Source organism: Paenibacillus sp. 32O-W (assembly GCF_007679495.1).
Classification (GTDB): domain Bacteria; phylum Bacillota; class Bacilli; order Paenibacillales; family NBRC-103111; genus Paenibacillus_L; species Paenibacillus_L residui.
Genome location: NZ_VEGP01000055.1, coordinates 12,806 through 39,497 on the forward strand (window position 1 = coordinate 12,806; position 26,692 = coordinate 39,497).

The 26,692-nt window shown below is 50.7% G+C and carries 20 protein-coding genes; 18 read left to right on the top strand and 2 right to left on the bottom strand.

Going from position 1 to position 26,692, the window contains the following annotated elements; genetic code table 11:
* The first annotated feature begins 106 nt into the window (after positions 1-106).
* The 7 genes from bioB to FS806_RS18910 all read left to right on the top strand — a co-directional run bounded on the left by bioB (position 107) and on the right by FS806_RS18910 (position 7,085).
* Positions 107-1,105, top strand: a complete 999-nt coding sequence (gene bioB, locus FS806_RS18880; RefSeq protein ID WP_144939733.1) for a biotin synthase BioB — start codon at positions 107-109, stop codon at positions 1,103-1,105.
* A 109-nt stretch (positions 1,106-1,214) separates the two neighbouring features.
* A complete protein-coding gene (gene kduD / locus FS806_RS18885; RefSeq protein ID WP_144939735.1) occupies positions 1,215-1,970 on the top strand; it encodes a 2-dehydro-3-deoxy-D-gluconate 5-dehydrogenase KduD in 756 nt (251 codons plus the stop codon).
* A gap of 1 nt (position 1,971) precedes the next feature.
* On the top strand, positions 1,972-2,940 hold the full coding sequence (locus tag FS806_RS18890) for a sugar kinase (RefSeq protein ID WP_260982164.1): 969 nt from the start codon (positions 1,972-1,974) through the stop codon (positions 2,938-2,940).
* 49 nt (positions 2,941-2,989) lie between these two features.
* A complete protein-coding gene (locus tag FS806_RS18895; protein WP_144939737.1) occupies positions 2,990-3,655 on the top strand; it encodes a bifunctional 2-keto-4-hydroxyglutarate aldolase/2-keto-3-deoxy-6-phosphogluconate aldolase in 666 nt (221 codons plus the stop codon).
* A gap of 439 nt (positions 3,656-4,094) precedes the next feature.
* Positions 4,095-4,781 carry a GntR family transcriptional regulator gene (locus FS806_RS18900; RefSeq protein ID WP_260982168.1) on the top strand — a complete coding sequence of 229 codons (687 nt, stop codon included), beginning with the start codon at positions 4,095-4,097 and terminating at the stop codon, positions 4,779-4,781.
* A gap of 145 nt (positions 4,782-4,926) precedes the next feature.
* Entirely contained in the window at positions 4,927-5,805 is an 879-nt protein-coding gene (locus FS806_RS18905) for an NAD(P)-dependent oxidoreductase (protein WP_144939747.1), read from the top strand.
* Positions 5,806-5,807: 2 nt separating this feature from the next.
* Positions 5,808-7,085 (top strand): AGE family epimerase/isomerase, encoded by a 1,278-nt coding sequence (locus tag FS806_RS18910; RefSeq protein ID WP_144939749.1) that lies wholly within the window; start codon positions 5,808-5,810, stop codon positions 7,083-7,085.
* A 107-nt stretch (positions 7,086-7,192) separates the two neighbouring features.
* On the opposite strand, the gene FS806_RS18915 is transcribed toward FS806_RS18910, so the two are convergent.
* Positions 7,193-7,978 (bottom strand): DeoR/GlpR family DNA-binding transcription regulator, encoded by a 786-nt coding sequence (locus tag FS806_RS18915; RefSeq protein WP_260982165.1) that lies wholly within the window; start codon positions 7,976-7,978, stop codon positions 7,193-7,195.
* Positions 7,979-9,143: 1,165 nt separating this feature from the next.
* Between FS806_RS18915 and rpiB the strand changes: the two genes are divergently transcribed.
* From rpiB to FS806_RS26295, 7 genes are all read left to right on the top strand, one after another.
* Positions 9,144-9,602 (top strand): ribose 5-phosphate isomerase B, encoded by a 459-nt coding sequence (gene rpiB / locus FS806_RS18925; protein ID WP_144939751.1) that lies wholly within the window; start codon positions 9,144-9,146, stop codon positions 9,600-9,602.
* 45 nt (positions 9,603-9,647) lie between these two features.
* Complete coding sequence (glpX, locus tag FS806_RS18930) at positions 9,648-10,619, top strand: class II fructose-bisphosphatase (RefSeq protein ID WP_144939753.1); 972 nt, start codon at positions 9,648-9,650, stop codon at positions 10,617-10,619.
* A 500-nt stretch (positions 10,620-11,119) separates the two neighbouring features.
* Entirely contained in the window at positions 11,120-12,091 is a 972-nt protein-coding gene (locus FS806_RS18935; protein WP_144939755.1) for a hypothetical protein, read from the top strand.
* 565 nt (positions 12,092-12,656) lie between these two features.
* Positions 12,657-15,416, top strand: coding sequence for a DUF4855 domain-containing protein (locus FS806_RS18940; protein ID WP_144939757.1), 2,760 nt, complete (start codon positions 12,657-12,659; stop codon positions 15,414-15,416).
* A gap of 25 nt (positions 15,417-15,441) precedes the next feature.
* Positions 15,442-17,208 (top strand): S-layer homology domain-containing protein, encoded by a 1,767-nt coding sequence (locus FS806_RS18945; protein ID WP_144939759.1) that lies wholly within the window; start codon positions 15,442-15,444, stop codon positions 17,206-17,208.
* A gap of 626 nt (positions 17,209-17,834) precedes the next feature.
* The gene (locus tag FS806_RS18950) at positions 17,835-18,920 is read left to right on the top strand and encodes a bifunctional 3-deoxy-7-phosphoheptulonate synthase/chorismate mutase (protein ID WP_144939761.1); all 1,086 of its coding nucleotides are present in this window, start codon (positions 17,835-17,837) and stop codon (positions 18,918-18,920) included.
* A complete protein-coding gene (locus FS806_RS26295; protein WP_222126715.1) occupies positions 18,881-19,147 on the top strand; it encodes a hypothetical protein in 267 nt (88 codons plus the stop codon). The genes FS806_RS18950 and FS806_RS26295 overlap by 40 nt, the downstream gene beginning before the upstream one ends.
* A 718-nt stretch (positions 19,148-19,865) precedes the next feature.
* Here FS806_RS26295 and FS806_RS25860 read toward each other — a convergent pair.
* Positions 19,866-20,018, bottom strand: coding sequence for a hypothetical protein (locus tag FS806_RS25860; RefSeq protein ID WP_186328433.1), 153 nt, complete (start codon positions 20,016-20,018; stop codon positions 19,866-19,868).
* A gap of 691 nt (positions 20,019-20,709) precedes the next feature.
* On the opposite strand from FS806_RS25860, the gene FS806_RS18955 reads away from it, so the two are divergent.
* From FS806_RS18955 to FS806_RS18970, 4 genes are all read left to right on the top strand, one after another.
* The gene (locus FS806_RS18955) at positions 20,710-22,362 is read left to right on the top strand and encodes a response regulator transcription factor (protein ID WP_144939763.1); all 1,653 of its coding nucleotides are present in this window, start codon (positions 20,710-20,712) and stop codon (positions 22,360-22,362) included.
* Between the two features lie 551 nt (positions 22,363-22,913).
* Positions 22,914-23,780, top strand: coding sequence for a carbohydrate ABC transporter permease (locus tag FS806_RS18960; RefSeq protein ID WP_144939775.1), 867 nt, complete (start codon positions 22,914-22,916; stop codon positions 23,778-23,780).
* Positions 23,781-24,064: 284 nt separating this feature from the next.
* Complete coding sequence (locus tag FS806_RS18965; RefSeq protein ID WP_260982169.1) at positions 24,065-24,910, top strand: carbohydrate ABC transporter permease; 846 nt, start codon at positions 24,065-24,067, stop codon at positions 24,908-24,910.
* Between the two features lie 114 nt (positions 24,911-25,024).
* Entirely contained in the window at positions 25,025-26,398 is a 1,374-nt protein-coding gene (locus tag FS806_RS18970) for an extracellular solute-binding protein (protein WP_144939765.1), read from the top strand.
* Positions 26,399-26,692 lie beyond the last annotated feature (294 nt).

Below are 26,692 nucleotides of genomic sequence, written 5' to 3' on the forward strand. Positions count from 1 at the left end.
AAAATGTTAACCTATATACGATGAAAAATGGTTTACAATTAAATATAAAAGTCCATTTTCACATGATTATTCGAGAAGAAAACAGGGTTACGGGAGGAAAATACATATGACAAAGCTGCAGCAAATCAACTGGAACGAATATGCGGACAAAGCGCTAAGCGGGGAAAGACTCACCATGGAGGAGAGCTTGTCCGTGATTCAGGCGGATGACAGCGAATTACTGGCTATTCTGCAGGCGGCTTACCGGGTGAGGAGGCATTATTACGGCAATAAAGTAAAGCTGAACCTGATAATGAATGCCAAGAGCGGGCTGTGCCCGGAGGATTGCGGCTACTGCTCGCAGTCGATCGTTTCCAATGCGCCGATTGAAAAATATACTTTGCTGGAGAAAGATACCTTGGTGGATGGGGCGCGCAAAGCGATGGAGCTTAAGGCAGGCACCTATTGCATAGTGGCGAGCGGCCGGGGTCCCAGCAACCGGGAGGTGGACCAGGTAGTGGCGGCTGTTCAGGAAATCAAGGCGACGATGCCGATGAAAATTTGCGCTTGCCTCGGCATATTGAATGAGGAGCAGGCTCGGAGGCTGAAAGAAGCGGGAGTGGACCGGTATAACCATAACTTGAATACGAGCTCCAGCCATTTCGGCCGGATAACGACGACCCATACCTATGACGATCGGGTTCAGACGGTAGAGAAGGCCAAGACCGCCGGAATGTCGCCTTGCTCCGGGTGTATCATCGGCATGGGCGAGAGCGATCGGGAAATTGTGGAAATCGCCTGGTCCTTGAGAGAACTCGGAGCCGATTCCATTCCCGTGAATTTCCTTCATCCGATCGAAGGTACCCCGCTGGCCGGCCGGAACGACCTGAACCCCCGCCGATGCTTGAAGGTACTGGCTCTGTTCCGCTTCATCTGCCCGTCTAAGGAAATCCGGGTGTCCGGGGGACGCGAGCTGCAGCTTCGCTCGCTTCAGCCGCTCAGCCTGTATGCGGCCAATTCCGTGTTTGTCGGAGATTACTTGACTACCGAAGGTCAGGAGTCGCTCGCCGATCACCGGATGATCGAAGACCTCGGATTCGAGATTGAGGAGTGCGCACTTGGTTAAATCCTTGCCGGTTATTGGCACATCAGCCGGGTTTGGACTATAATGGGGGGAGAATCGGACAAGGGTGTCCGCTCTTCAAATAAAGAATAACGGATGGGGTGCTGCTTTCATGAATTTATTTGATCTTACGGGAAAAACAGCTATCGTCACTGGCGGGGCCGTAGGCCTGGGTGGAGGAATGGCACTGGGTTTGGCCAAGGCGGGAGCGGACGTTGCCATTGTTACAAGCCGCGACAAGACTCGCGAAGTCCATAACCAGATTGAAGCCATGGGACGCAAAGCTCATACCATTGTGGCTGATCTTAGCGATGAAAGCAAGCTTCCGCAAGTGATCAACGAAACTTTGGAAGTTTTCGGGAAGATTGATATTTTGGTCAACAACTCCGGAATCATTCGTCGTACTCCAGCAGCCGATCACTCTGCGAAGGATTGGCATGACGTCATTAACCTCAACCTGAACTCGGTCTTCTTCCTGTGCCAGCTGGCCGGACGCGAAATGATCAAGCAAGGGTCGGGAAAAATAATTAATATCGCTTCGATGCTCAGTTATCAGGGCGGAATTAACGTGCCCGGGTATACGGCTGCGAAGCACGGTGTGGCAGGAATAACGAAAGCTCTGGCTAACGAGTGGGCGGGTAAGGGAATCAATGTGAACGCAATCGCTCCCGGATACATGTCCACGGATAATACCGCTGCTCTCCGCGCCGATGAGAACCGTAACAAAGCGATTCTGGAGCGGATTCCGGCCGGTCGCTGGGGAACGACGGAAGATTTGCAAGGACCCGTTATCTTCCTGGCTTCTGCAGCATCGGATTATATGAGCGGCCATGTGCTTGATGTCGATGGCGGATGGATGAGCAGATAAGATGACGGACCGTATGCAAATGTTTCAGCCTGAGGTTGTCACGTTCGGAGAGACAATGGCGGTTCTGATGCCTAATGGCTCCAAAGGAATCGAATATACCTCCCATCTGGAGAAGTCGTTCGGGGGAGCTGAAAGCAACGTAGCCATCGGGATTTCGCGTCTTGGCCACCGGGCAGGCTGGTTTGGCCGGCTGGGAGAGGATCCGCTCGGGCGGATGATTCTCAAGCGTATCCGCGGGGAAGGCGTCGATGTCTCCCGGGCGGAATTGACGTCGGAGGCTCCGACAGGACTCATTCTGCGGGAGAATGTAGCCGGTAAATCATCGGTCTACTATTACCGCAGGCACTCGGCAGCCAGCCGAATGGAGCCCGTGCATCTGGACGAATCCTATATTCGTCAGGCCTCTATTCTCCATGTGACCGGCATTACTCCGGCATTGAGCGAGAGCTGCCGGGATACCGTAGCCGAAGCGATTGCCATCGCCCGCCGCAACGGAGTAAAGGTATGCTTCGACCCGAATTTGCGCCTGAAGCTGTGGAGTGTCGACAAGGCACGGGAAACCTTGTTCACGTTTGCAGAGCAGGCGGATTATTTCCTGCCCGGCCTGGACGAGCTTAAGCTGCTGTATCAGACGGATAATTTCGATGAGATTGTGGAACAGCTAAGTCGGCTGCAAGCCGTTTCCATCGTCAAGGGCGGGGACGCCGAGACCTTTATTGTAGAGCAGGGGAAGGCCCGCTCCATTCCATACTTCAAGGTGGAGCAGGTGGTCGATACGGTCGGTGCCGGTGACGGCTTCTGCGCAGGATTCATTGCCGGCTTGCTCAAGAACTACTCGCTTGACGAAGCCGTTCGTCTGGGCAACCTGGTCGGAGCCATGGTCATTCAGATGGAGGGGGACTGGGAAGGCATCCCGACCTGGGAACAGGTGCAGGCGACCTTGAATCGGGTAGCCCATGTTGAAAGATAACCGAATGTCAGGAAACAACTAAACCTTAACAGACGGAAGTGTGATTTCTATGAAGAAAATGATCGTAACAAGCAAGCTGATGGAAGAAGGAGTAGTCGCGGTACTGCGGGGCGATACTCCGGAGCAAGTAGTGGAGATGGCCGAGCAGGCGATTGCCGGTGGAATCAAGGCCATCGAGGTGACGATGACCGTTCCTTTTGCGCTGCGCGCCATTGAAGAATTGGGCAAGCGCTACTCCGCAACGGCGGAAGATCCCGCGAAGTTCGCGATCATAGGGGTGGGAACGGTGCTCGATCCGGAGACGGCGAGAGCAGCTATTCTGTCCGGCGCCGAATTTGTCGTCGGGCCTTCGCTCAATCCGGCAACGGTTACGCTCTGCCACCGCTACCGGATTCCGGTCATGCCGGGCGTGATGACGATTCAGGAAATCCAGAGCGCTCTGGAGCTCGGGGTGGACATCGTCAAGCTGTTCCCGGGCAACCTGTTCTCGCCGGCAATGATCAAAGCGGTCAAAGGCCCGCTCCCGCAAGCCAACATTATGCCTACAGGCGGAGTATCGCTGGATAATCTGGGCGATTGGATCCGCGCGGGCGCAGTAGCGGTAGGCATCGGCTCCGACCTGACGGCGGAAGCGGTCAAGACCGGCGATTTCAGCTTGGTAGCCAAGCGCGCCGCCCAATACAAGGAAGCCTATCTCGCCGCCAAGGCGAAGTGAGTCATCCTATTGAATAATTTTGAACGTCTGTGTTTCAAGGGATGTTCTTTCGCTGCATCAATTTGACGGTAAAGAATAAAGAGTCTTTTCCCAATTTAGGGAAAGGCTCTTTATTCCGTTATAGATCCTTTCGAAGCTGCCGTTATTATTGGCGCAATGAGGCATCCCGCCATAGCCCCGCAGTATAGAGGGATAACCGGGGTTAGTCCCGGTCCGGTGTCTTATGCAATGCAGGGTGCGGGGCCTCTATATATAGGAACGGGAAGTAAGTGAAGAACAAGGAAGAAAAGGGGATAGAAGCAGGAATTTGTCTGTTTTCGGCGAAATATGGAAAATTGTTGAACATTCAACCAAATCATGCTAGTATCACTAGTATACTAGTATACTAGTATGATTTGGTTGAATATAGTTTATCAAAGAACTGGAGCAGATTAGTTTGGTGACTCAGAGAGGCTCGAATCGTGATTATGTCTATAACACCGTCAAGGATAGCATATTGAACATGAGGCTTAAGCCCGGAATGCTCATCTCCGAGAAGGAGATTTCGGAGAGGCTTCAGGTAAGCCGGACTCCAACCCGGGAAGCATTTATCAAGCTGGCGGAGGAAGAGCTGATTGTTATCTATCCTCAGAAGGGCTCGTTTGTATCGTTGATCGATATGGCGCAAGTAGAGGAGGCTCGCTTTGTCCGTGAGAATATGGAAGTGGCCGTTTTGAATATCGCCTGCAGAAGCTTTAGTGAGAAGGATTTGCTCGATTTGGAAGCGCTTATATCCCAGCAAGTCATCTACGCTGGACATGACAGCTATGAGAAGATGCATGAGCTGGACGAGGAATTCCATCGCGCTATTTTCTACAAATGCGGCAAGGCCCGGACGTGGAATGTCATTCAGCAGATGCTTGGCCATTACAAGCGATTCCGCAATCTGCTGCTGGAGGTTTATTTTGACTGGGAAACGATTATTCTGCAGCATACCCGCATTGTCGAATACATCCGCCGGCGCGATTTCGAAATGGCGGAGCGGGAGCTGAGAATCCATGTAAAATCCCGCTTTGAGAAGGACGAGCTGTTAAAGAAGTATCCTAATTATTTCAAGGAGTCTGCCGAGCGAAGCATGCAGTTGTAATGAGAAAAACCGCTGTCGGAGGATTTCCCGGTTAAGCGACCTGCAGAGAAAGAGCTACGCTAAATATGGAAGGGATCGCTTTCTAGTCGGTATGAAAAAGCTTACGCACTTATTACATATCCATTCATAAGGAAGGAAGACTGCCATGACAAAAATCGGAATGGTCGGATTGGGGAGGATGGGTAGCGGGATCTGCCGGAATTTGATCAAGCAGAGGTATTCCGTCACGGCATACGATATCGACCGCGAACTGTTGAAGCCGTTTGCCTCCTATGCGAATATTGCTGAGAACGGTAGGGAGCTTCTGGACGGTAGCGATGTAATTTTCCTGTCCCTGCCGGGATCGGTGCAGGTCGAGGAAACCGTTCGGGAGTGGATAGCCCACGGGGTGAAGGGCAAAATCATCATCGATTTAAGCACCAGCTATCCCTTGTCCTCGAAGCAATTGCACGAAGAGGTCCGGGCAGCCGGAGGCCGGTTTGCCGATGCTTCTCTGATGGGGACCCCGGCCCATGCCGAGCAGGGGACGCTAATGGTCACATTCGGAGGTGACAAGGAGACGTTCGAGGATACCCGCGGGATAATGAGCTGCTTTGCTTCCCGGGGGGTTCAATACATGGGCGGGCCGGGCTCAGGCAACATTGCCAAGCTGGCCAACAATTATTTGGCGATTATGTATGTCGCGCTTTATTCGGAAATTTTTCCGCTGGCGGAGAAGCTGGGCTTCGATACCCGGCAGTTGTTCGAGACGATCGGTCACAGCGGCGTCAATTGCGCCATGTATCAGAGCAACGGGCCGAAGATCGTGGATCAGATTTACGAGCCGTCCTTCTCTCTTGATCTCGCGCTTAAAGACATAACATACGTGAAGAAGCTGTTCGAAGAATACTCGATGCCCTCCTTCGTACTGGATGGCGGGCTGAATTTGCTTCGGCTGGGACAATTGAAGGGCTACGGCGATCACGATCTTTCCGAGATGGCGAGAGTAGTCAGGGAATATCCGGGAATGGAGGAGAAGAACTAACGATGATAACCGATAATTGGAATAGAGATGCACTGCTGGATTTTTATACGGATCACTTAAAAAATGTTCTGCTGCCGTTCTGGCTGAAGTCTGTCGATTGGGAGGACGGGGGTTATTTTAATTGCTATGACAATACCGGGGCTGTGCTGGTCAGCGAAGACAAGTACACTTGGTCACAGGGAAGGTTCGTCTGGATGTACGCCAAGCTGGCGACGAGCGATTCGGGCATTTTCAGCGACGCGGAGCGCAGGCATTTTCTGAAGCTGGCCGGTCATGGCGCTTCGTTCCTGAGGAAGCACTGTCTGTTGGAAAACGGCCACTGCACCTTCGTCATGGATAAGAAAGGCCGCCCGAAAGTCAATCAACCGGGTGATCCCTACGATTCAAGCATCTTTGCCGACTGCTTCGTCATTGCCGGATTGGCCCATTATGCGTCGGCGGCCGAGGACCGGGAGGCGCTGTCTTTCGCGAGATCCCTGTACGATTCGGTGACCGACCGGATAGCCCGCCGGGATTACCACATGGCCCCTTATCCTACTCCCGAAGGATACAAGTCTCACAACATTCCGATGATTCTGCTGAATGTTACCCAGGAGCTGTGGGAAGCCGCCGTCTCATTGAAGGACGAGGATACGGACAGGCTGGCCGGTATGATGAGGAATTGCATGGAGGAGATCTGTCTCTTCATGGATGAATCCGGGGTACTGAACGAAATGATCCGCTCCGATAACGGCCGCGACGATACACTGCTGGGGAGATACTGCAATCCCGGCCACGTGATCGAGGATATGTGGTTCCTGATTCATGCCGCGCAGAAGCTGGGACTGGAAGACTATGTGGAGAAGGCGGTACGTACGACCAAGAAAATGTTCGAGCTCGGCTGGGACGAACCGTATGGAGGGCTGCTCCTGTTCATGGACCGCTTGGGCGGACCTCCTGTTGGGAAGGCACCGGCCGGTCTGGAGTCGGAGCCGATGATCAAGCAGATCCGGGAAAATTGGGACAACAAGCTGTGGTGGGTGCATTCCGAGGCGCTCTATACTACGCTGCTGTGCTACCATCTGACCGGGAACCCGGAATTTCTGGATGACTATCGGAAGGTGCATGACTATACCTTCTCCACGTTCCCCAATCCCGACAGGAAAGTCGGGGAGTGGATTCAGATTCGCAAGCGGAACGGCGAGCCGATAGAGAAGGTAGTCGCGCTGCCGGTCAAGGACCCTTATCACATTATTCGCAACGTGATTTATATTATTGAGCTTCTTCGCAAGATGAAATGATGTTCCGTTCCGCCGATAATAATAAAGCAAAGAACCTGCTCCGTGGGAATGTCCGGGGCAGGTTTTCGTATGATCAGGCTCAACCGCGATACAATTATTTATCCGGATTATTCGTCTGTCGGTGCAATAAGAACTTCAATATTCTGTCCCTTCAAGGCCTTCAGCTCGCTGTCCGGCATGGCGTAATCGGTAATGAGAATATCGATCTCATCCAGGGAAGCGAAAGAAGCGATCGAATTTTTATTGATCTTGCTATGATCGAGCAGGGCCACCACCTTCTTGGCCGCATGAACCATCGCTTTCTTCAATTCGACCTCGTAGACGCTGAAATCGGTCAAGCCCGCTTCGAAGGAAAAGCCGTTGGCGGAAGTGAACATCAAGTCGATATTAATCTGCTTCAGGATCTGGATTCCCAGGCTGCCCTCCAAGGAATAGGAGCCTCTCTTGACAATGCCGCCCAGCAAAATGACCGTCATATCCGGATGCTCATGCAGCTCTAGAGCAGTATTAATCCCGCTCGTAACGACGGTGAGCCGAATCGACTTCTCCTTCAGAATCCGGGCCAATTCGAGCGCGGTTGAACTGGCGTCCAGCATGATGCACTGCCCGTCGGCAATCAGCTCCAGCGCTTTCTTGGCGATAGCCGATTTCTCGCTCTTATTTTTCTTCTCACGGGTAAAAAAGCTCGTTTCCGGATCCGTGTTTTGGATGGAAATGGCTCCACCATGGGTTCTCTGAAGCAGACCGTCCTCTTCCATTTTGGTAAGGTCCATTCTAAGCGTAGCCTCAGACACGTTAATTTCCCGGGACAGCTCTTTGACTGTCACCCTTTGGTGTTTGTTTAACTTCTCCAGTATAATTTGTCTTCTTTCGGGAGCGAACATTTTTTGCATTGTATTATTCACCTGCGCACTGAGTATATTTCGGCCGCATCTCCGGGTAAGAGTCTGCAGCACCTGTTTACTGATAGAACTATCGACGGAGTGAGCATATATGTCGGCGGTCCCACCCGGATAACTGAAAACGCGGTTATCGCTGCCTATCCTATTGGCAACTTAGTAGATTTTCGTTTTATAGTGAACTTTTTTGGACAACCCCGGATCGTCTACCGGATGGTGTAAAAGACAAGCAAAACTGCAGGTCTTTTTGGGAAAAAACCGCGGAGTGCCCTATTCTAAAGCGATAATGCACGTCTTTTTGGGAGAAAAGTCGCCACATACCTGATTCTAGAGCAATAATGCAGGTCTTTTTTAGAAAAAGCCACGCAATGCCCTATTCTAGAGCAATAATGCACGTCTTTGGAGCGATTTTTGCGAAATGGCCCCATTTTGTGAAAAAGACGTGCACATTTGAGCGTCTTTCACCTTCTTTTTGGAAAAGGGCACGATTTTAATGTATTTTTGCTCGTCTTTGCGATGTCTTCACCGACCCAGATGCGACGTTGGCTTTCCCTCGTGTGCAACTTTCGCAGCCTAATTTCGGTAGATAAGCCTTGATGTAACTGGGCACACCTTCCATCCATTGTTGAAGTTAAAGAACACTTCGATGTCCCAACCGATTCCGTAAATCCGGATGATCTCTTCTGCTGGCAGCGTGAGATCGGTGCATAGAATGGCGAGCCATTCCTTCTTGTTTCATAATACATCATACATCATTTGTTGTGTAAAATACGACAAAATAAAAATTAAAGCGTTATAACACAAAAGAAAACAATAAACAGACTAGAAGGCAGTCGTGGTGGCTTGGAGGAGCAAATCTCGGTTTCTTGCAGCCCGAATGGATCGCGATAAGTGATAGAGAGGAGTTAATATATTATTCTACCCAATTCAGGAAAATTATAAATCAAATGAGTAGGGAATGTCGAATTTTTCTTCAAATGGAGTAGGTTGCCGGAGATAAATAGCGGGAATTCCGCAAGGAATAACTATAAAACAATTAATAACGATAACAAAACGTAATTATTATTGACAAATTTCGAAATAAATGAAAAAATAAATATATAAATGATAATAAATAAAAATAAACGATAATAATCACATCTCGCGAGGTGAATAGGAAATGAGAATCGGTATAGGGTCCGATCACAATGCTTTTGACATGAAGGAAAGCTTGAAGGAGCATATCCGGGGGCTGGGGCATGAAGTAACGGATTACGGCTGCAACGACTCCTGTACGGAAGTAGATTATCCGGAGGTCGCTTTCCGGGTTGCGGGCGATATCGCGGAAGGGAAACTAGATAGAGGAATTCTCGTCTGTGGGACGGGGATAGGAGTAGCTATTGCGGCGGGCAAGGTTCCGGGTATCCGTGCGGCTTTGTGCCACGACACTTATTCGGCTGAAAGAGCGCAGAAGAGCAACAATGCCCAGGTTCTCACCATGGGGGCGCAAATTATCGGGATAGAATTAGCCAAGCAGATTGTTAAAGTCTATCTGGAATCCGAGTTTCCCGGGGGCCGATCCGCCAGAAAAGTGCAGCAAATTATCGATAAGGAGCGGCAATTTTTGCAAGCCCGGTAAGAGCACGATAAGCATGAAGGAGATTACCTGTGGGGGGTGAACAGGATGGAGGCCAATAGGAGGATAAGCGATGCGGGCAGTGTTCAGGCATTAGCCATGAGCTTTCTTACCGTCTCTCAGCAAGCGGCCATCGCTTCCTATCGTTGGATCGGCAAGGTGAATAAGAATGAAGCGGACGGGGCCGGGACGGAAGCGATGCGCCGTCAGATGAACCTCATTCCGATGAAGGGAGTCATCGTGATCGGAGAAGGGGAGATGGATGAAGCCCCTATGCTTTACATTGGCGAGGAATTGGGAACGGGGCAGGGCCCTCATCTGGACATCGCTGTGGATCCGGTGGAAGGAACCAGCTTGATGGCCAAGGGCCAGGACAATGCTATGGCCGTTATAGCCGCATCTGAGAGAGGAAGCTTGCTGCATGCTCCCGATATGTACATGAAGAAAATAGCGGTTGGCCCTAAAGCCAAAGGGTGCATAGATATCCAGGCTTCCTTAACGGAAAATATGAAAGCGGTGGCCAAAGCTCTGGGTAAAGAGGTGCAAGATCTGACCGTCATGATTCAGGATCGCCCCCGTCATGAAGGTTTAGTTCGGGAAGTCCTCGATTTGGAGGCTCGGGTGAAGCTGTTTTCCGATGGTGATATTACTGGTGCCATAGCTACTGCATTGGAAGAGCTGGATGTTGATTTGCTAGCGGGTACGGGGGGCGCACCCGAAGGAGTCATTGCAGCAGCCGCTTTAAAATGCCTGGGGGGAGATCTGCAGGCCCAATTGGTCCCTAACAGCCGGGCAGAGTACGAGCGCTGCGTCCGGATGGGATTGTCCGAGCCCGACAAAGGGTTGACGATCGACGATCTCGTTAGATCGGAAGACTGTTTCTTTGTGGCGACCGGAATCACGGATAGCCCTTTGTTGAAGGGGGTCCGCAAGCTCAAAGACGGAAGCATGCTGACCCACTCTTTCGTGGCGATCGGCGGCTCAACCCCCGGTTTTCAATTTATCGAGGCCCGCCATTAAGTTTATTCCGCAGACAAGTAAGTTTCTTTCCTTATTAATGATTCCATGATCAGCGGACCCACGTCTTGCGGCTCCATGGAAGCACGCAAGCAAGTAATTCTTCTGTGAGGACAGACTTCACCCATTGGTGGAGCCTGTTTTTTGCTGCATTTTGTTATTGGTATCGATAATGATAACATAGTCGTCCGGTTAATGGACAACTTGGCGTTCTGTCCAAGCTGCGCTTTGAATATATCAGTAGGGACGGCGTATCCTGCAGTCTCCTAACGGTTCATCCTTGTAAGCGAATAGTACTATACTACTCTCAGCAGCAGCCACCAACCCCAAAAAGTCATTCAACTCCTCAAGCTTTGTAAGAGACACACCCCACAGACTGTAGGACTTCTGCCCGGAATCCGGTTATCTGAATGGAAGGAAATTAATATCAAAAATGATAATATAAAGGGGGAGGCATTATTTTTCTGACAATCCGTGCGAAGCCCATAAAGTGGGGGATCATTGTGCTTCTGGCAATCGGCCTGGCTCTGGTGCTCCGGTTCGGCTGGGATTCCGCTCCATCGGAAGCGGCGGTTATGGGTGCAAGATTGGTTCAAGCATCCGCAAATTGTGAAGATGATGACCTTAGTGCGAGCGCACCGATCCGGGAGGATAAGGATGTGGAGCGGTATTTCCGCCCTTCCAGGCTGCCCGTTCTCAACGACCGGTTTAACGGGAAATTTTTCGACCCTTATTATGATAAAAAGGTGGAAGAGATCAAGCTCCCTTCGTCTTTGATGGATACCCCCGAGAACACCATTCTCAATTATTTCAGCATTCTTCGGGAGGCTGAAAATTTATGCGAAACGACGGGAGGCTGCGGAACGATTGGAAATGCGAAGATCCCTTATCCGGTCGCTTATCATTTTCTGTCGGATGCATATCGGAACAGACTCTCTTATAAGGCATATATACAGTCCTTCCAGGAGATTGCCCATATTAACCTGATTAAGCTCCGTCAGGTTCCGGCGGACCCGGACCGGCCGGGGGAAGAACGGTATTTTATTGAACTGGAGACAATTGAAGGTTCCTCCAAAGCCAACACTTATTTTGCATATTACTATGGTTATGTCTATATTCAACAAAACGGGGATCGTTATGAAATTTCCGATGTCGAGCTGCAAGGGGAGGATTTCTTATGTGCAGCTTACCATCATTGGAATCACATGGCCGAGGCCGTTGTCGATATCGAATACGGCAATTGGTGCAAGCTTGTGGAGAAGAGAAAGCCTACCCGCCAGGACGGTTATATCAAGCAGATTGATTTCTCCGGGACGGACGGGAGGGAATATCGGTTTATCTTCTTCGTTCTGACGAATGATACGGATGTTTTGACGGCTCAGTACCGGAAGGGGCAGGGAGGAAAATGGGAGCTTATACATATGGACCCGCGTCAATGTCTGGATGACGATCACAGGAAAAATAGGAACAGCTAGTACCTCTCCTTGGCTGAAAAGACCGTAACCTGAAATGAAAAGTAGACAAGGAAAGATCATCCGCCGACCGGATTCCGGAGGAAAATCCAGACGGAACGGGCGGCTAACAACTTTAGAGTTACATACGGGCGAAATCCCGTAGCACTCTGGATGATAACGAGTGTTATGGGATTTTTTAATATTCATTTGTAACACTTCAATTCACATTGGAACATCTATCTACTGAAGGGAGTGGGTAAATTAGCCTGAATGCCTTATTTTTAAAGGATTTGGGTATTGAATGCGCCAGAAGATATTATTCATATGGGGAGCCGGATTGTGGCAAATCAATAACGGTGTGATAGATGTATTGACATACATAATAACGGGTGTTACTATGAGTGGGAAATATTAGGTTGTTATGGGGTGAGAAAGGGGGAAGGAAAGGAGGCCTTTCAATAGAAGGAGGAGAGCTGTTTTTTCAGGATATCGAAAGCGCTTGCCAACCAAGTGGGGATCGTATCAGCAGATGTATGGTTACCCGAACTTGTAGCAAGGAAAATCCGATTTTTGGGGAGGAAGAAGAATGAGTGCCAAAAGAAGGATAAGTATCGTCATGGTACTGTGCATGGTTCTGTCTTGGTTCACGGGTGTTTTTCCAACGGAGAGAGCTCAGGCGGCCGTGGATTTTGACATGACCGTTAATGAAAGCACTTACACAAATCTGGCTTTAAATCGCTCCGTCACTATTCTGGAACCGGATATTCATTTCGATGTGATCAATAACGAGCCGCTGAAATACGAGAAGGAATCGGACAAGGGAGACACTGCCAAGCTGGCGCTGCTTACGGACGGGAAGCTCGGCAATTTAAGCGACTGGAGCAATGTAACGGATTGGTTTGTTTTCTACCGCAAGATGAAGAGAGAGGTCATCATTGATCTCGGGGACATTCAGACCGTGAAGGAGATGTCGATCAGCTTCGGGCAAAGAAGCGATGTTGGCATTGCTCCTCCTTTTAACGTCAGGTACTATGTTTCGAACGATGGGGAGCAGTATCACTACGTGGGGGTCGCCGAGCCGGATGTCCCGCTGTTCTATGCATACAACCCCGGTTCGACCCAGATGGACCGCAAGCTGTACAAGCTGTCGTCATTGCCGGATGGCTCCGAGCTGACGGTGCAGGCGCGCTATGTGAAGCTGGTCTTTGTGATCGATACGTTCGGGTGGGCGGACGAAATTGAAATTCGCGGTGTGGAAGGGATGGCGGAAGATGCCGTTCTGCCGGAGACTCTGAACTTCCCGGACGGGTTCACTTACGATGAATTGGTGAAGCCGGGGGTGCCGGAAGGGGCGGAGGTCGCTCACCAGTTTTTGTGGTATACGGGGCCTATGAATGAGGCGAACAAGCATTTTACGGACTGGACCCGGGAGAAAGTGATGACGATGCTTGGCCACCGGGACATCGAAGGCCGCTACACCGATTGGTACTTCGATGACATTCTGGCGATTCCGGTCGTTGCGATGGTTACTCCGACGACGCCGACCGGCACCGGTGCGGCCATTTACAAAACCAAAGGCGACATGCTGGCTTTCGTCGATTTTATTTTCCAGCAGGAAACCCAACTGGGGGCAATCAACTGGGCGGTCGGAGAATTGAACAAGCAGCTGGGCACGGATAAAAAAGTGAGAATCAATATGGCTATTCCGTATCTGGACGACCAGAACAAAAGCAATGATTTCGGCGATATTGGCTATGGCGCCCCATTCTATACTTATGCCGGCGATTTTGCCTCTGCGGTGAGAGAGAAGGGGATGGATCCGCAATCCCAAGAAGGTTCCTACGAAATGGCAAGACTGGCGGTAGAGAACAAAAAGGCCATTGTCCGCTGGTATATCGATGAGGTTATTAGCCGTTTTAAAGCTGCGGGATATGATCATTTGGAGCTGAACAGCTTCTACTGGTATCACGAGAGGGTGCTGGCCAAGGATGGAGAGGTGGAAATGATTCGTGCGGCGGCCGATCATTTGCACGAGAAAGGCTACTATTTCACCTGGATTCCTTACATAGGACCGGCTTCACCTTATATTTGGCGGGATCTTGGCTTTGACACGGCCTCCATTCAGCCTTCCTATGCTTTCAGAAATTCCAGCAAGCAGATTTTCCCGGCAACCGAAGAGCTGGCGAGAAGAGTTGGGGGCTCCATCGAGGTGGAATATGATGATTACCGGACGCTGGCCCAATATTTGAATTACGGCTACTTCAGCGGTTATATGACGGAAGCGGCCAACACGTATTATTTAAGCTCCAATCCGATTGTCGTGGGTGCCTTCGCTTATGCACCTAGAGATAACAAGGAAACAGACTCCCTATCCGTCATTCGTCGGAATGTGTATGACCGGGTTTTCGAATATGTCAAAGGTACTTACCAGCCCCGATTTACGGCGACGCTTGTCACGAACGTAACGGATAAAGCGAATATTGGAGTGAATGTGAAGCTTCCGCTGGCGGATAACTTCGTCAAGGGAAATTTCACGATTATGTATGATGTCGGTAAAGCGGCGTATGACACGTATGATCTGGGCCCTGCGCTGAAAGGGAAGGCGGATGTGGTAGTAGACCATAGCACGCCCGGCGAGGTGAAAGTCAGCTTCGATATCCATAATCCCGATGATGCGCTGGCCGGGGATTTGGCAGGCAAGCAAAAAATACTCGAGGGAGCTCCCGATCTCCTGACTCTTAAATTTCATAAAAATGACGGTGTGAACGATACGGACATTACGCCCAGACTATTCGTATTGTCGGCCGATGGTCAGATGATCACTCGCGATAACATCGTCTATCTTAACTGGGGAGCGAGCGATTTGATTCCGGGGTCCTTGGAGGAGAAGATTGCCGGAGCCTCGGATGCGGTAGTCAAAGCCTTAAGGGATAGAGATTATTATGACATTGCCCGGGAGCTGGTCGAAGCGCTGCCGGACAGCTTGCAGAAAGCCGAATTTCAGGCGAAGCTGGACTCTATTGACGTGAACCCGTTCCGGATCGAATGGCAGTCGCCCGCGGATGAATTCCGGTTAGGCAACGATGCGAAAATGACCGTGCAGGCTACCAATCTGACGACTTCTTCCAAGCAGATGACGCTGATCATGGGCCTGTTCGACACTACATCGGGAGAAATGGTGGCTTATACGGCCGTTACCCAAGAAGTTGAGGCGGCCAAGAGCATAACCCCTACGGCGATGATCAAAATACCGGCAAGCGGCACCTATGAAGTACGCGCCTTCGTCTGGGACAGTCTGGACGGAATGAGGCCGCTGTCCAATCGAGTGACCGTTCCGGTCCGATGAAATGCCTGAAAGGAGGCTTGCTATTTTGAAGAAGGTTACCATCCTGACCCTATTAATTCTGCTTATGGGCTTGATGCCGGCCGCAGCGGCGGATTCTCCCGGCTGGTCTCCCGTGCGTATTGTCCAATCGGAGACGAAAGTGACCGTTTCGGGCAACGCTCCGGATGCATATCTGCAGGTTACGATCCAGGTGCTGGATTCCCGTGAAAATGTTATTTATGTAGATCAGGCAGCCAGTTCAGAGACAGGGGAATATGTATTTGATTTCCCGTTTACAGCTTCCATGCGGGGGCAGACGTATCGGATTAGGATAGGCGGGGCTAAGGCGGCCGATCCCATCGAGGAGTCGGTCACGATTAAGTCTCCGGTAGAGCCGACGCCGAGCGCTACGCCGGACCCGAGTCCGCAGCCGACGCCGAGCGCTACACCGGACCCGAGTCCGCAGCCTACGCCGAGCGCTACGCCGGACCCGAGTCCGCAGCCGACGCCGAGCGCTACGCCGGACCCGAGTCCGCAGCCGACGCCGAGCGCTACACCGGATCCGAGTCCGCAGCCGACGCCGAGTGCTACGCCGGATCCGAGTCCGCAGCCGACGCCGAGTGCTACGCCGGATCCGGCCGCTTCTCCGAAGCCGGGTACGGCATCTCCCGGCGATGATACAAAGCTCCCATCGGGGCCGGATGATATTATTGTCGATGCCAAAAGGTTGGAGACGGCCGAAGCCGGCATCGTTGCGGTGGAGCTGGAGCAGGGTAAGGGGAGACTTGTGTTCTCCGCTGCCTATTCCGATTTCAAGAAGATTGATTCCGTCATCGTCCGTTTTGAAGGCAGCGAGCTGTCCATTCCCGCCGCTACGATCCGCTCCATGCTGGATTCGTTAGGCAAGCAGGAAGGAGCTGCCCCTTGGCTGGTGCTGGATATAGCCCGCATATCTACAACGGAGGCGGCGAGAAGTCTGCAAGCAGCGGCTCATTCCTCCGAAGCCATTCAGGTGGCCTCTGACGCCTATCGGATCGAGTTTGCAGGAATGAAGCCGGACGGCAGCCGTACGGTGCAGGAAGCATTTGCGCCGCCGATTCGGATGTCGTTGAAGCTGTCCCCAAATAAACAGGCTTCCCTGTCAGGGATTTATGAATGGAGAGAGGGCGGGGGATTTCATTATCTCCGAAGCCGCTGGGATGAGAAGCGGATGGCTGCCGACGTCACCCGGTCGGGGAACTATATGCTGCTTGAATATGACAAAACCTTCACAGATGTCCCCAGCGACCATTGGGCCGCCGAAGCGGTCCGCTTACTCTCTGCCCGGCATATCGTCGATGGAGTAACGGCGGATACGTTCGAGCCCGGGCGTGAGGTGACTCGTGCCGAGTTTACCAAGCTGCTCGTTCGTACGCTCGATCTGAAGGCAGCAGGCAGCAGCGGCTTCCCGGATGTAGCGGCTGACGAGTGGTACGCGGCCAGCATAGCCGCCGCCCGGGAGGCCGGGATCGTAACCGGGGACGAAGCAGGCCTCTTCCATCCGCAGGCTTCCATTACGCGCGAAGAAATGGCGGTGATGCTGCTAAGGACCTATACGGTTATGACAGGGGAGCAGCCCGGTATGGAGGTGCCGGCCGTGTTTAACGATTCCGGCACCATCAGCGAATGGGCGCAAGCTTATGTCCATACCGCAGCTCGTCTGGGCTTGCTCAGCGGCTATGAGGACAACACCTTCAAGCCTAAAGGTGCGGTGATTCGCAGTGAAAGCGCCCAAGCCGTTTACAACCTGCTAAGTCTGGATAATCGGCGTTAATGGATCCGCTGCACTCGCTTGCTTGTTGACCGGAGCCGGACCCTTCTCCTGCCAGAGCCGTATCGCGTTGCGCGAGATGGAAGCTTGTTGGAGGGAGGGGGCCGCCCGGAATGCTTATTAGCCTCTTCAAAGTGCCCAGTCAGGTTTATGAGCAGTGCTTTTTCGCTTTAAAGCTGGCTCGCTTTTAAGCAAATATTTGCATTGTTCTGGAAATGAACATATAATGTTTGAAAATTTAGATTTAATTCTAAATGGCTATGATGGAGAGAGTAAGCGAAGCAGTCCCCACAGGGACGGAACGCCGGTAGACTGAGAGCGTTCCGGGGGTACGGCCAGCCGAAGTTCACTCCTGAGCTGACCTCTGAACGGCGGTGCGCCCAGTAGGAGAGTTCCGGTTTCATACCGTTATCATGGTGAGAGAGAAAGCTTGTTTGTTTGAAGCTGTCTAAATTCGGGTGGTACCACGTCGACGCGTCCCGGAGTTAGGCAGCTTTTTTGGTTATATCAGGTCATGAGGCGGGAATGGAGTTGAACACTGGCGCGCGGTGTTTGCTCTTCCCCTATATGGTCGGCCGGAGAAACCCAAGCTTTCGCGTATGAATACAAGGTTAAGGAGAGAGATCATTATGAATAACGAGCAGCTTCAGGTTCTGCAAGGAAAAGTGAACGAAATCGACAGTGTTCTCATTCGTCTGTTGAATGAGAGAGCCCGGGTGTTCCGGGAGCTCCCGGCGGAATATCGCGCGCGGTCTCTCTGCTTGACCGAATCGATGTGGAGAGAGGCCGGGGAGGATGAGAACGCCCCGTTGAACAGTCAGGCGATCCGGCAATTGCGGGATGCCATTGCAAGAGCGACGCAGGAGCCGGTCAAGCCAGCCAAGCCCGCGCTTAGAGTAAGCCGCCAGGCCCAACCGGAGAATACGGTTATTCGATTCGGCGATGTGGAGATTGGAGGCGGCGGCACCGAGCTGATCGCCGGACCGTGCTCGATCGAGTCCTGGGAGCAGATGCGGCAGACAGCCGAAGCTTTGCGGGAGAAGGGGGTTCGAATTATTCGCGGAGGGGCGTTCAAGCCCCGTACATCACCCTACGACTTCCAGGGGCTTGGAATAGACGGGCTGAAGATGATGAAGGAAGTGGCGGATGAATACGGCTTGCTGACTATCAGTGAGGTCGTAACGCCGGCTCATTTGGAAGCGGCCGCCCCATATCTCGATATTATCCAGATCGGCGCCCGCAACATGCAGAACTTCGAGCTGCTTAAGGAAGCCGGGATGATGAAGCTGCCGGTCTTGTTAAAAAGAGGGCTGGCCGCCACGATGGAAGAATTTCTGATGGCGGCGGAATATATTGTTTCCCGGGGCAATTCGCAGGTGATGCTCATTGAAAGGGGAATTCGCACTTACGAGAAGTGGACCCGGAATACACTTGATATTTCGGCCGTGCCGATTCTGAAGCAGGAGAGCCATCTGCCGGTACTGGTCGATGTCAGCCATTCGACGGGGCGTAAGGATATACTGCTCCCCTGTGCCAAAGCTGCTCTGGCGGCCGGAGCCGATGGAGTCATGGTGGAGGTTCATCCGAATCCGCCGGAGGCCTGGTCCGATTCGGAGCAGCAGATCGATCTCGCACAGTTCCGGAGCTTCGCGGATCAACTGATGGATTCCGGCTTATGGAAGCATTCCGGGCAAGCCGTTTACAAGCATACTTAAATTTCAATGTATTCGCATGGGAACAAGATTATTTAGGCTGTCCTCGCTCTTTTTACGATAAATGTTGCGGAAAAATGGGCGGGGGCGCACCCCATTCTTCCAAATTGAAATTTATCAGCTATAATAAAGATTTTCTGATGTTTACGGTGGGCTGGTTTAATTTTATCAAAAAGATTATCGGCGCTTGCTGCGAAGTCGAGCTAATAAAAAATCTCCATCGTGAATAATTTTCTTAAAGCAGGATTTAGCACTGCAATAATGTAACTTCTGTTCTTAGATTTGATAAAGTATAAAGATTCTTCATCAAATTCGACAGGATATTTCATAAATTGTTGATGATCCAAATGTTCTGCCTCACAAAATACACGGATAAAGTAATTATAATAATTCCAGCAGTCAATATGGTTATTAACCTTTTCTTGTTGGTAAAAAGCACCTCTTTACAATGAGTTAAGCCTCTCGGAATTTTGCATCGGCTCTGGCCTTTCGGTCAGGGCCATTAGTTGTTTCACTTCACAAACTATAAGCGAACAAGCATTCCTCTTGGCTTTTTGAAAACGCCCCAATCCGGATCGTCCACCGAATGGTGTGAAAGACAAGCAAAACTGCAGGTCTTTCGAGTAAAGCCTCAAAGTACCTCGTAGTGCCTAATTCTACAGCAATAACGCACGTCTTTTTGAAGAAAAGTCGCCACATACCTGATTCTAGAGCAATAGTGCACGTCTTTGGAGCGTTTTTAGCGAAATGGCCCCATTTTGTGAAAAAGACCTGCACATTTGAGCGTCTTTCGCCTTCTTTTCGGGAAAAGGCACGATTTTAATGTATTTTTGCTCGTCTTTGCGATTCTACTGGCCCGGATGCGACGTGTGGCTTTCCGTCAGGCATTTTAATGCTTTACTCAACTTAAACTTTCTAATGGGGTAAGAAAGTATAAGTTTTGCATGCTTATTCAGTTCTATTTTGTCGAGAAACTGTACGTCCTCTTCGCTGATCCCTATCCAATGCTTCCTGAACGAGATCTCTCCCTTTAATTTTATAGTTGATGTTCAAGAGAATCGCCGTATTGATTAACAACAGGATAACGATAATCCAGGTCATCGGTTTTCCTCCTCTTTATGTATTTGACTAACAGGCCTCTTCGATTAAACCTTCTCCACTCCTTCCCTTCATTTCTAAAAAGCAATCCACTATGCAAGCATAATGGTTGGTCTTTTCTTAACGCATACATGAGTCTTTGAACAAAGATATCCGGCATAGCTGAACTTCAAAACAACTCTCCAATACCAATCTTTTTATAAATAAATCCCCCTCTTTATTTCAAGATTTTATCCCATTTATTTCCTTGAATATAGTAGGGAAAAAATTGTCCCCAACGAATATAATACAGCATTCGGACAAGAGCATTTAAAGCAGGATGAATTTTATAAAATCAGAATTGGGTTCTATAGGCTTATCGTGTTCCTGGTCGCAAGCCCCGGGGAAGACTGTCGCGAAGCGATTGGTTCGGATATTTATTTCAAAATATTAGAAAGTATAAGTTTTCATCTATACCTGTTCTCATATTTCATCGGTAAACGCGCCCGCCCTAAGGACGGCGATAGCCGTTTATCCTTGTCTCGGGCGGAGAGCGTTTTCCTTCGGAATAGGACGGCTGATTAACTTTGTTCCAGTAAATATTGCATTTTCATTCATCGGACAGGCTCCCGTCTGCTACCAGTTCCAGGATCGGCTCACAACGTACCGGAGAAGGGATAGTTACGGTCACACTGCCTTTACTAGGAAAGGAAGGATGAGAATGCTGAATCTGGTCATTGTCGACGATGAAGCTATTGTCCGTCATGGAATTCGTCATTCCGTACCCTGGGAAGATCTGCAATTCAGCCGGGTGGAAGAAGCTGCCTGCGGGCAAGAAGTCATGGACCGTTTCGAGGATTGGCAGCCCGACTTAATCATTACCGATATGATCCTGCCCGACATGGATGGAATTGAGTTAATCCGGCAGGTCAAGGCCCGCAAGCCCTCCAGCAAATTTATCGTCCTGAGCTGTACGAACGATTTCAATTATGTCAAGGAAGCCCTGCTGCTCGGGGCCTCCGATTTTTTATTAAAAATGACGATCCGTCCCGATGATTTGACCGAATGTGTTCGTAAGGTCGCCGCAGAAATGATAGAGCAGAAAAAGCCGCGAAACGGATGGGGGAGCATACTGCCGCAGGAGCGTTATAAGGTGGAGAGCTTCTTTAAAGATATCCTGACCTATAGGTACGCAGCGCATCAAATCAAGGAATTAGCCGGTCTGTTCCGTCTCCGCTCGACCCTCGTAAGGTTTTCTGTGACCGTCATGCAGGTGAATCTGAAGGAGGCTTTGCTGCGGTTTGGGGAAGACGGCAGCTATCTGGTCAGCTTCTCGCTGATTAATCTGCTTCAGGAGCTGGCTCATAAATACGAAGACCTGGATTTCTTCAAAGTGGAGCATGACGAATATGTGTTTCTTGTGGAAAGCCGTCCGCAGGAAAGCTTATGTGAATATGAAGCAAGATTGATCCGCCGATGGACAGAGCTAGCCGGTCATATCCGGAAGCATCTTAAGCTTGATGTCCGTTTTGGAATTAGCGGCTTCTGCCCTCTGGAGCGGCTGTTGACCGGATACGCCAAAGCGAAGAAAGCTGCAGAAATGAACATGTTCCGTAAGGAAACCTTTACGGTACATTGCCGCGAGCTATCAGATCAGCCGAATGCGGGTGAGGATGCCGATCTGGTGGCTCTTTTTGACAGCGGCTTCCGGCAGCGGATTACACATGCGTTAACCTATGGCAAGGAAGACGAGGCTCTGGAGACGATCGAGGAGCATTTTGCCCTGCTGCAGGCGGACCGATGTACGCCCCGGACAGCGAAGCAATGTATAGACAAGACGGCCGCTTTGATGAAGGTGTGCGCGATGGAATTTAACAGTTATCCGTCTGCCAAAGATATAGGACCGGTCGAGGATTGGGAAGGGCCGGGGTTTAACCTTCACTGGAACGTCGAGCGGACGAAGGAGCGTCTGAAGCAGTACTGCACTTATTTGCTGGAGCGGAAGCGAAGACTGATGGATACGGGACGGAGAAGGGTCATAGTGGAAATTCAAAGCTATTTATCCGTCAATTATGCCAGCAAGATTACGCTGGAACAGACAGCCAAGCATTTCCATTTGAATAAAAATTACCTGTCCCAGCTCTTCAAGCTGGAAACCGGTGTCAACTTCACCCGTTACTTGAACGGAATTCGGGTGGATAGGGCCAAGCAGCTAATTCTGCAGACTTCGAATACCGTCGCTGAAATATCGGAGAAAATCGGTTTCAGCGATTTTCGTTATTTTAGCCGCGTTTTCAAGCAGCACACCGGCCTGAGCCCGATGGAATTCAAGCAGTCGATGAATGGTAAAGGGGGGACAACTACTTAATAATGCAAGCGTTCATTTTCACCTCAACAGGGGTACAGCCTAGTCCCCCGTTTAGGATTTCTAGAGACTTTCTTTCCGGCCTGATTTTTATCCACCTCGAGCTGAAAATGCTCCACCTTTAATGGTTAATGCGGTAAATGATTAAGATGTTTTACTTAAATTTTCTGAATATTGTGCAAAATGTAGTGATTCTATGACATTGGCGTTAGCCTTAGGCAATTGTAGTATTCTTGGTGATACCTTATTTCTGGAATCAGGGAGGTGGTACCGGGGACAGAAGGCAGGCTTTGGACCTGAAATTCCGAACGGGAAATTTGCTTTCTGTACAAGTTGTCCTTGGTTTTTTTGGCATGGAATCAGAAGGCCGGAGCTTTCCCCGGGAGAAGCTTCGAGGGCTCGGCCCGCACCGGCATGGTGTAGAGAAGTAACGAAGTGGGAATTTTCGACATCGGAGGAGGGATCTTGACTTGCCCGTAAAAACCGGAGTGGATATCGACCCGCCGCGAGTACCTGTGCGACGCCGCAAACGATTCCTGACCCGCAACGATTGGATGGGGTATTTGTTTAGCGCCCCGTTGATCGTCGGAGTGCTGGCGTTTGCCATATACCCTATGTTTGCCGCCTTGTATATGAGCTTCCTCCAGACGGGTGGATCGGCGATGTCCGGAACATGGGTTGGTGCGAGCAACTATGAGTATGTAATGAAGGACCCCATTTTCTGGCAGGCCTTGTATAACACATTCTATATGGGGATTTTCTCGGTTGTTCTTGGAATCGGGCTGTCCTTTATACTGGCGAGCCTGATCAACAGTCTGAAATGGGAGCTCGGCAAAAACTTTTTTAAAGGCGTTTATTTTCTTCCCAACGTTGTCTCGGCAGTAGCCACCAGCTTGTTATTCTCCTTCCTGTTTTATCCGGCCAAAGAAGGATTGCTAAACTTCGTCGTCGGCTGGTTTAACATCGAGCCGGTCGGCTGGTTCACCGATCCCCGGTTCTCCCGGTTCAGCATCGTGCTGATGAGCTTATGGGGAGCTCTCGGCTACAATACGATCATTTTCCTGGCCGGGCTGCAAAGCGTTCCGCGGGAATTGTACGAAGCGGCGGAGGTGGACGGAGCGGGCGGGCTGAAGCGCTGGTATTACATTACAATACCGTATTTAAGACCGATTTTCGTCTTCATGCTGATCATGGGTACCATCGGGGGCATGAAGAGATTTACCGATGTTTGGTTAATCGGAGGCACGGCGGGCAACCCGGGCGGCAGCCTGATGACCGCGGTACTGTATATTTACCGGAACGCCTTCCTCGCTTCGCAGATGGGCGTAGCTACGGCAGCTTCCTATTTGCTGTTTATTATCATTTTGATCCTGACCATCTTCATGATGCTGATGAATCGGAGGAAGAACAGCATCGACTGATTTATTAAGCAAGTGCGGTATTCGGAATTACTCTGAAAGATACGGAGGATATCGCAGATCCTGAAGAGCCCTGCGCAACCGCGCTCAACCCCGCTCAACCAAGGCTTGCGCCGGCTTAATTGGTAAACGCTTACTTCGGAGAAATCCTTTCATTTTTATAGACCGTTCGTGGGGGCGATTTCATGAGAAATCGAATGGCAGTCAAGGCAGAAACTTCTTAAGGGGGGAGAGCATTGTCCCAAACGAATACCCTGCAGCCTCAATCTCCATTAATACAGCCCAAAATCGGCAGTCGGCGAAGAAAGGAGGCTGCTGCACAGACTTTCCTTTTTATTGTTCTTTTTATCGGCTCGTTTGTCATGATCGTTCCTTTTCTATGGATGCTGATCACAAGCTTTGACTGGGCAGCCCGGCTGAACATTACTTTTCCTCCCAAGATTTGGCCCGAGGAGCCGTCCTTCAAAACTTACGAAGCGGCTTTTACCAACATTCCCATGGCCAAATATATTTTGAACTCGATTCTCGTCAGCGCCGGAGTGATTTTCGTGAGCTCCATGTCCGCACTGCTGTCGGGTTATTCCCTGTCCAAAATCCGGTTTAAAGGAGCGAATATCGTCCTGCTGCTGGCTCTGAGCACGATGATGATTCCGTTCGAAATGACGATGATTCCCCAGTATTTGCTGTTCAGCAAAGTCGGATTGATCGATACGTACTGGGCTTTTTACCTGCCTGCTATGAACTATGCTTTCGGAACCTTTCTGGCGAAGGCGTTCATCGATCAATTGCCCTCCAGCTTAAGGGAGGCCGGTGTCATTGACGGAGCCAGCGAGTTTGCGGTTTTCTGGAGAATTTATTTTCCATTGTGCACCCCTATTATCGCTACGATGGTTATTTTGCTTTTTCTCGGGGTTTGGAATGATATGCTGTGGCCGCTGCTTGCGCTCAAGACCCCCGATAAATACACAATCCAAATCGGGTTGGCTATGTTCACCTATAACAACGGCATCAACCAGCAGCCTTCCATCATCATGGCCGCCACTACGGTGAGCCTTATTCCGGTCGTTGTCGTCTATTTGTTCCTGCAGCGCTATATTATCGAAAGCATTGCCTTGACGGGAATTAAACAATAGAGTTTCCGGACCAAGGTAGAGGTCTGTTCAATGGAGAGAGACCCCGCAGCATAACCAACCATAGCGGGTCCCTTCAGCAGTTCACGAGTTCATATAAAAGGAAGGGGTTATTCCATGAAAAAAGTCGTGTTAATCCTGCTATCCATCTTGATGGCGGTTTCGATCGTCGCCTGCTCCTCGGGTTCCGGCGGCAGCGACTACGGAGATGTCAGCAAAGTGTCCGATATGAAGGGCACCGTCCGGGTAGCGCTGGCCGGTTGGAATCTGGACAACGGCTTGGACCCGCAAACCGGGAAGAAGACCGTTGGTCTCAACCAGTATTTGAAGCAGACCTTTAACAAAATGTACCCGAACATCAAGCTGGAAATTTACCAGATTCCTTGGGAGAACGCAAAGGCCAAGCAAACAGCGATGCTGATGTCCAAGGATGTGGATGTTCTGTATTCGGGGGGAGCTTTCGCCTCTCAATGGTACAACGAAGGACTGCTGCGCGATATTGACGATTTGATCGCCAAGGACAGCAGCTTTGATCCGAGCATCTACCTGGAAGGAATATGGAATAATTCGTACAGCACCAAGTCGCCGGACGGGAAGAAGCAATTCGGGATTCCGGCCATACTGGGACGCAGGCTGATTGTCTTTGACAAGAAGCTGTTTGAGGAGTGGGGCGTCGAACCGATTTCCGAGAAGCCGACGCCGGAGGAAATATTGGAGAAAGCGAAGAAGATGACCGGCAAGAACCCGAAGACCGGCGAGGATAACTATGGATTGTACTGGAGCGGAAACTCGCTCAACGGTTCCACCTTCGTTGCTCTGACTCTGGCCTTTAATGCTCCGGGCGCGGAAGGAAATTTGACCGATTTGAAAGGAATCAAGTGGAAGCTGAATACTCCGGAAATGGTTAAAGTAATGGAGTGGCTCAAGGAAGCCGCCAAGCTTCCGCCGGCCGGATTCGTCAACGGGCAGGGGGCGGAGAACTTTGGAAGGGAGAAGAATGTGATCGCCATCGGCATCGACCAGACCGGCGGTTCCACGATGAGCGAGTATCGCTCGAACAACAATAAAGAGCTGCTCGACCGGTTCGAGGCGCGGATGAATATGGGGCCCAAGGGAGAAGGCTGGGTGGCGGTCGACCCGTTCGTCATGGCAAAGGACGCCAAGGATGTGGACGCTGCTTGGGAGGTCATGAAGTTTCTGTCCGGATACCAGACCCAAAAGTATCTGTATGAGAACTTCTCCAACACGCCTACTTTGAAAAATGCCGATTTCGTCGACAAGGAGGACAAATATATCCAGATGGCTCTCAAAATCGCGGAGGTCGGACATTCGGAGCTGATGGATGAAGCGAACCCCTTCTACATGAGCGATATCGTCCCCGCAGTCAACGGCTTCATAAGCAAAGCCGCGACAGGCAATGCGCCGGACATCCAATCGTTCCTGGACGATCTGCAGAAGCGCGCGGAGAACTGGTCCGCCAATTTGAAGTAAGCTTGAGGTGGCAAGGTGGGCGGCAAGCTTGCGGAAGGTAGTAGGGAGTCTGCAAGGCGAGCTAACCTTCAAAGCATAGTTCCACCACGATTGGTAAGAGCGTCTCTCGCGGTCCTCGTCAGATTCCGTATCATGCAATGGATCAATGCTGATGTTCACTTGCTAATTTAAGATTTTAGCCTTCCGGCTGGATGAAATAGCCATTTTGCTCTATAATGCATGACCTATGCACTTCGAGGTAATCCTTGGTAAATTTCCGGTTTTGGCGTAGTCCAAAGAAGCACCAAATAATGC

Bases quoted from the DNA above. Each gene is read 5' to 3' on its own strand.
- FS806_RS18940 (WP_144939757.1), top strand. From the start codon at position 12,657: ATGAGTGCCAAAAGAAGGATAAGTATCGTCATGGTACTGTGCATGGTT.
- FS806_RS26295 (WP_222126715.1), top strand. From the start codon at position 18,881: ATGGAAGCATTCCGGGCAAGCCGTTTACAAGCATACTTAAATTTCAAT.
- FS806_RS18905 (WP_144939747.1), top strand. From the start codon at position 4,927: ATGACAAAAATCGGAATGGTCGGATTGGGGAGGATGGGTAGCGGGATC.
- rpiB (WP_144939751.1), top strand. From the start codon at position 9,144: ATGAGAATCGGTATAGGGTCCGATCACAATGCTTTTGACATGAAGGAA.
- kduD (WP_144939735.1), top strand. From the start codon at position 1,215: ATGAATTTATTTGATCTTACGGGAAAAACAGCTATCGTCACTGGCGGG.
- FS806_RS25860 (WP_186328433.1), bottom strand. From the start codon at position 20,018: ATGACCTGGATTATCGTTATCCTGTTGTTAATCAATACGGCGATTCTC.
- FS806_RS18970 (WP_144939765.1), top strand. From the start codon at position 25,025: ATGAAAAAAGTCGTGTTAATCCTGCTATCCATCTTGATGGCGGTTTCG.
- FS806_RS18950 (WP_144939761.1), top strand. From the start codon at position 17,835: ATGAATAACGAGCAGCTTCAGGTTCTGCAAGGAAAAGTGAACGAAATC.
- FS806_RS18915 (WP_260982165.1), bottom strand. From the start codon at position 7,978: ATGCAAAAAATGTTCGCTCCCGAAAGAAGACAAATTATACTGGAGAAG.
- FS806_RS18910 (WP_144939749.1), top strand. From the start codon at position 5,808: ATGATAACCGATAATTGGAATAGAGATGCACTGCTGGATTTTTATACG.
- FS806_RS18895 (WP_144939737.1), top strand. From the start codon at position 2,990: ATGAAGAAAATGATCGTAACAAGCAAGCTGATGGAAGAAGGAGTAGTC.
- FS806_RS18890 (WP_260982164.1), top strand. From the start codon at position 1,972: ATGACGGACCGTATGCAAATGTTTCAGCCTGAGGTTGTCACGTTCGGA.
- glpX (WP_144939753.1), top strand. From the start codon at position 9,648: ATGGAGGCCAATAGGAGGATAAGCGATGCGGGCAGTGTTCAGGCATTA.
- FS806_RS18960 (WP_144939775.1), top strand. From the start codon at position 22,914: ATGGGGTATTTGTTTAGCGCCCCGTTGATCGTCGGAGTGCTGGCGTTT.
- bioB (WP_144939733.1), top strand. From the start codon at position 107: ATGACAAAGCTGCAGCAAATCAACTGGAACGAATATGCGGACAAAGCG.
- FS806_RS18955 (WP_144939763.1), top strand. From the start codon at position 20,710: ATGAGAATGCTGAATCTGGTCATTGTCGACGATGAAGCTATTGTCCGT.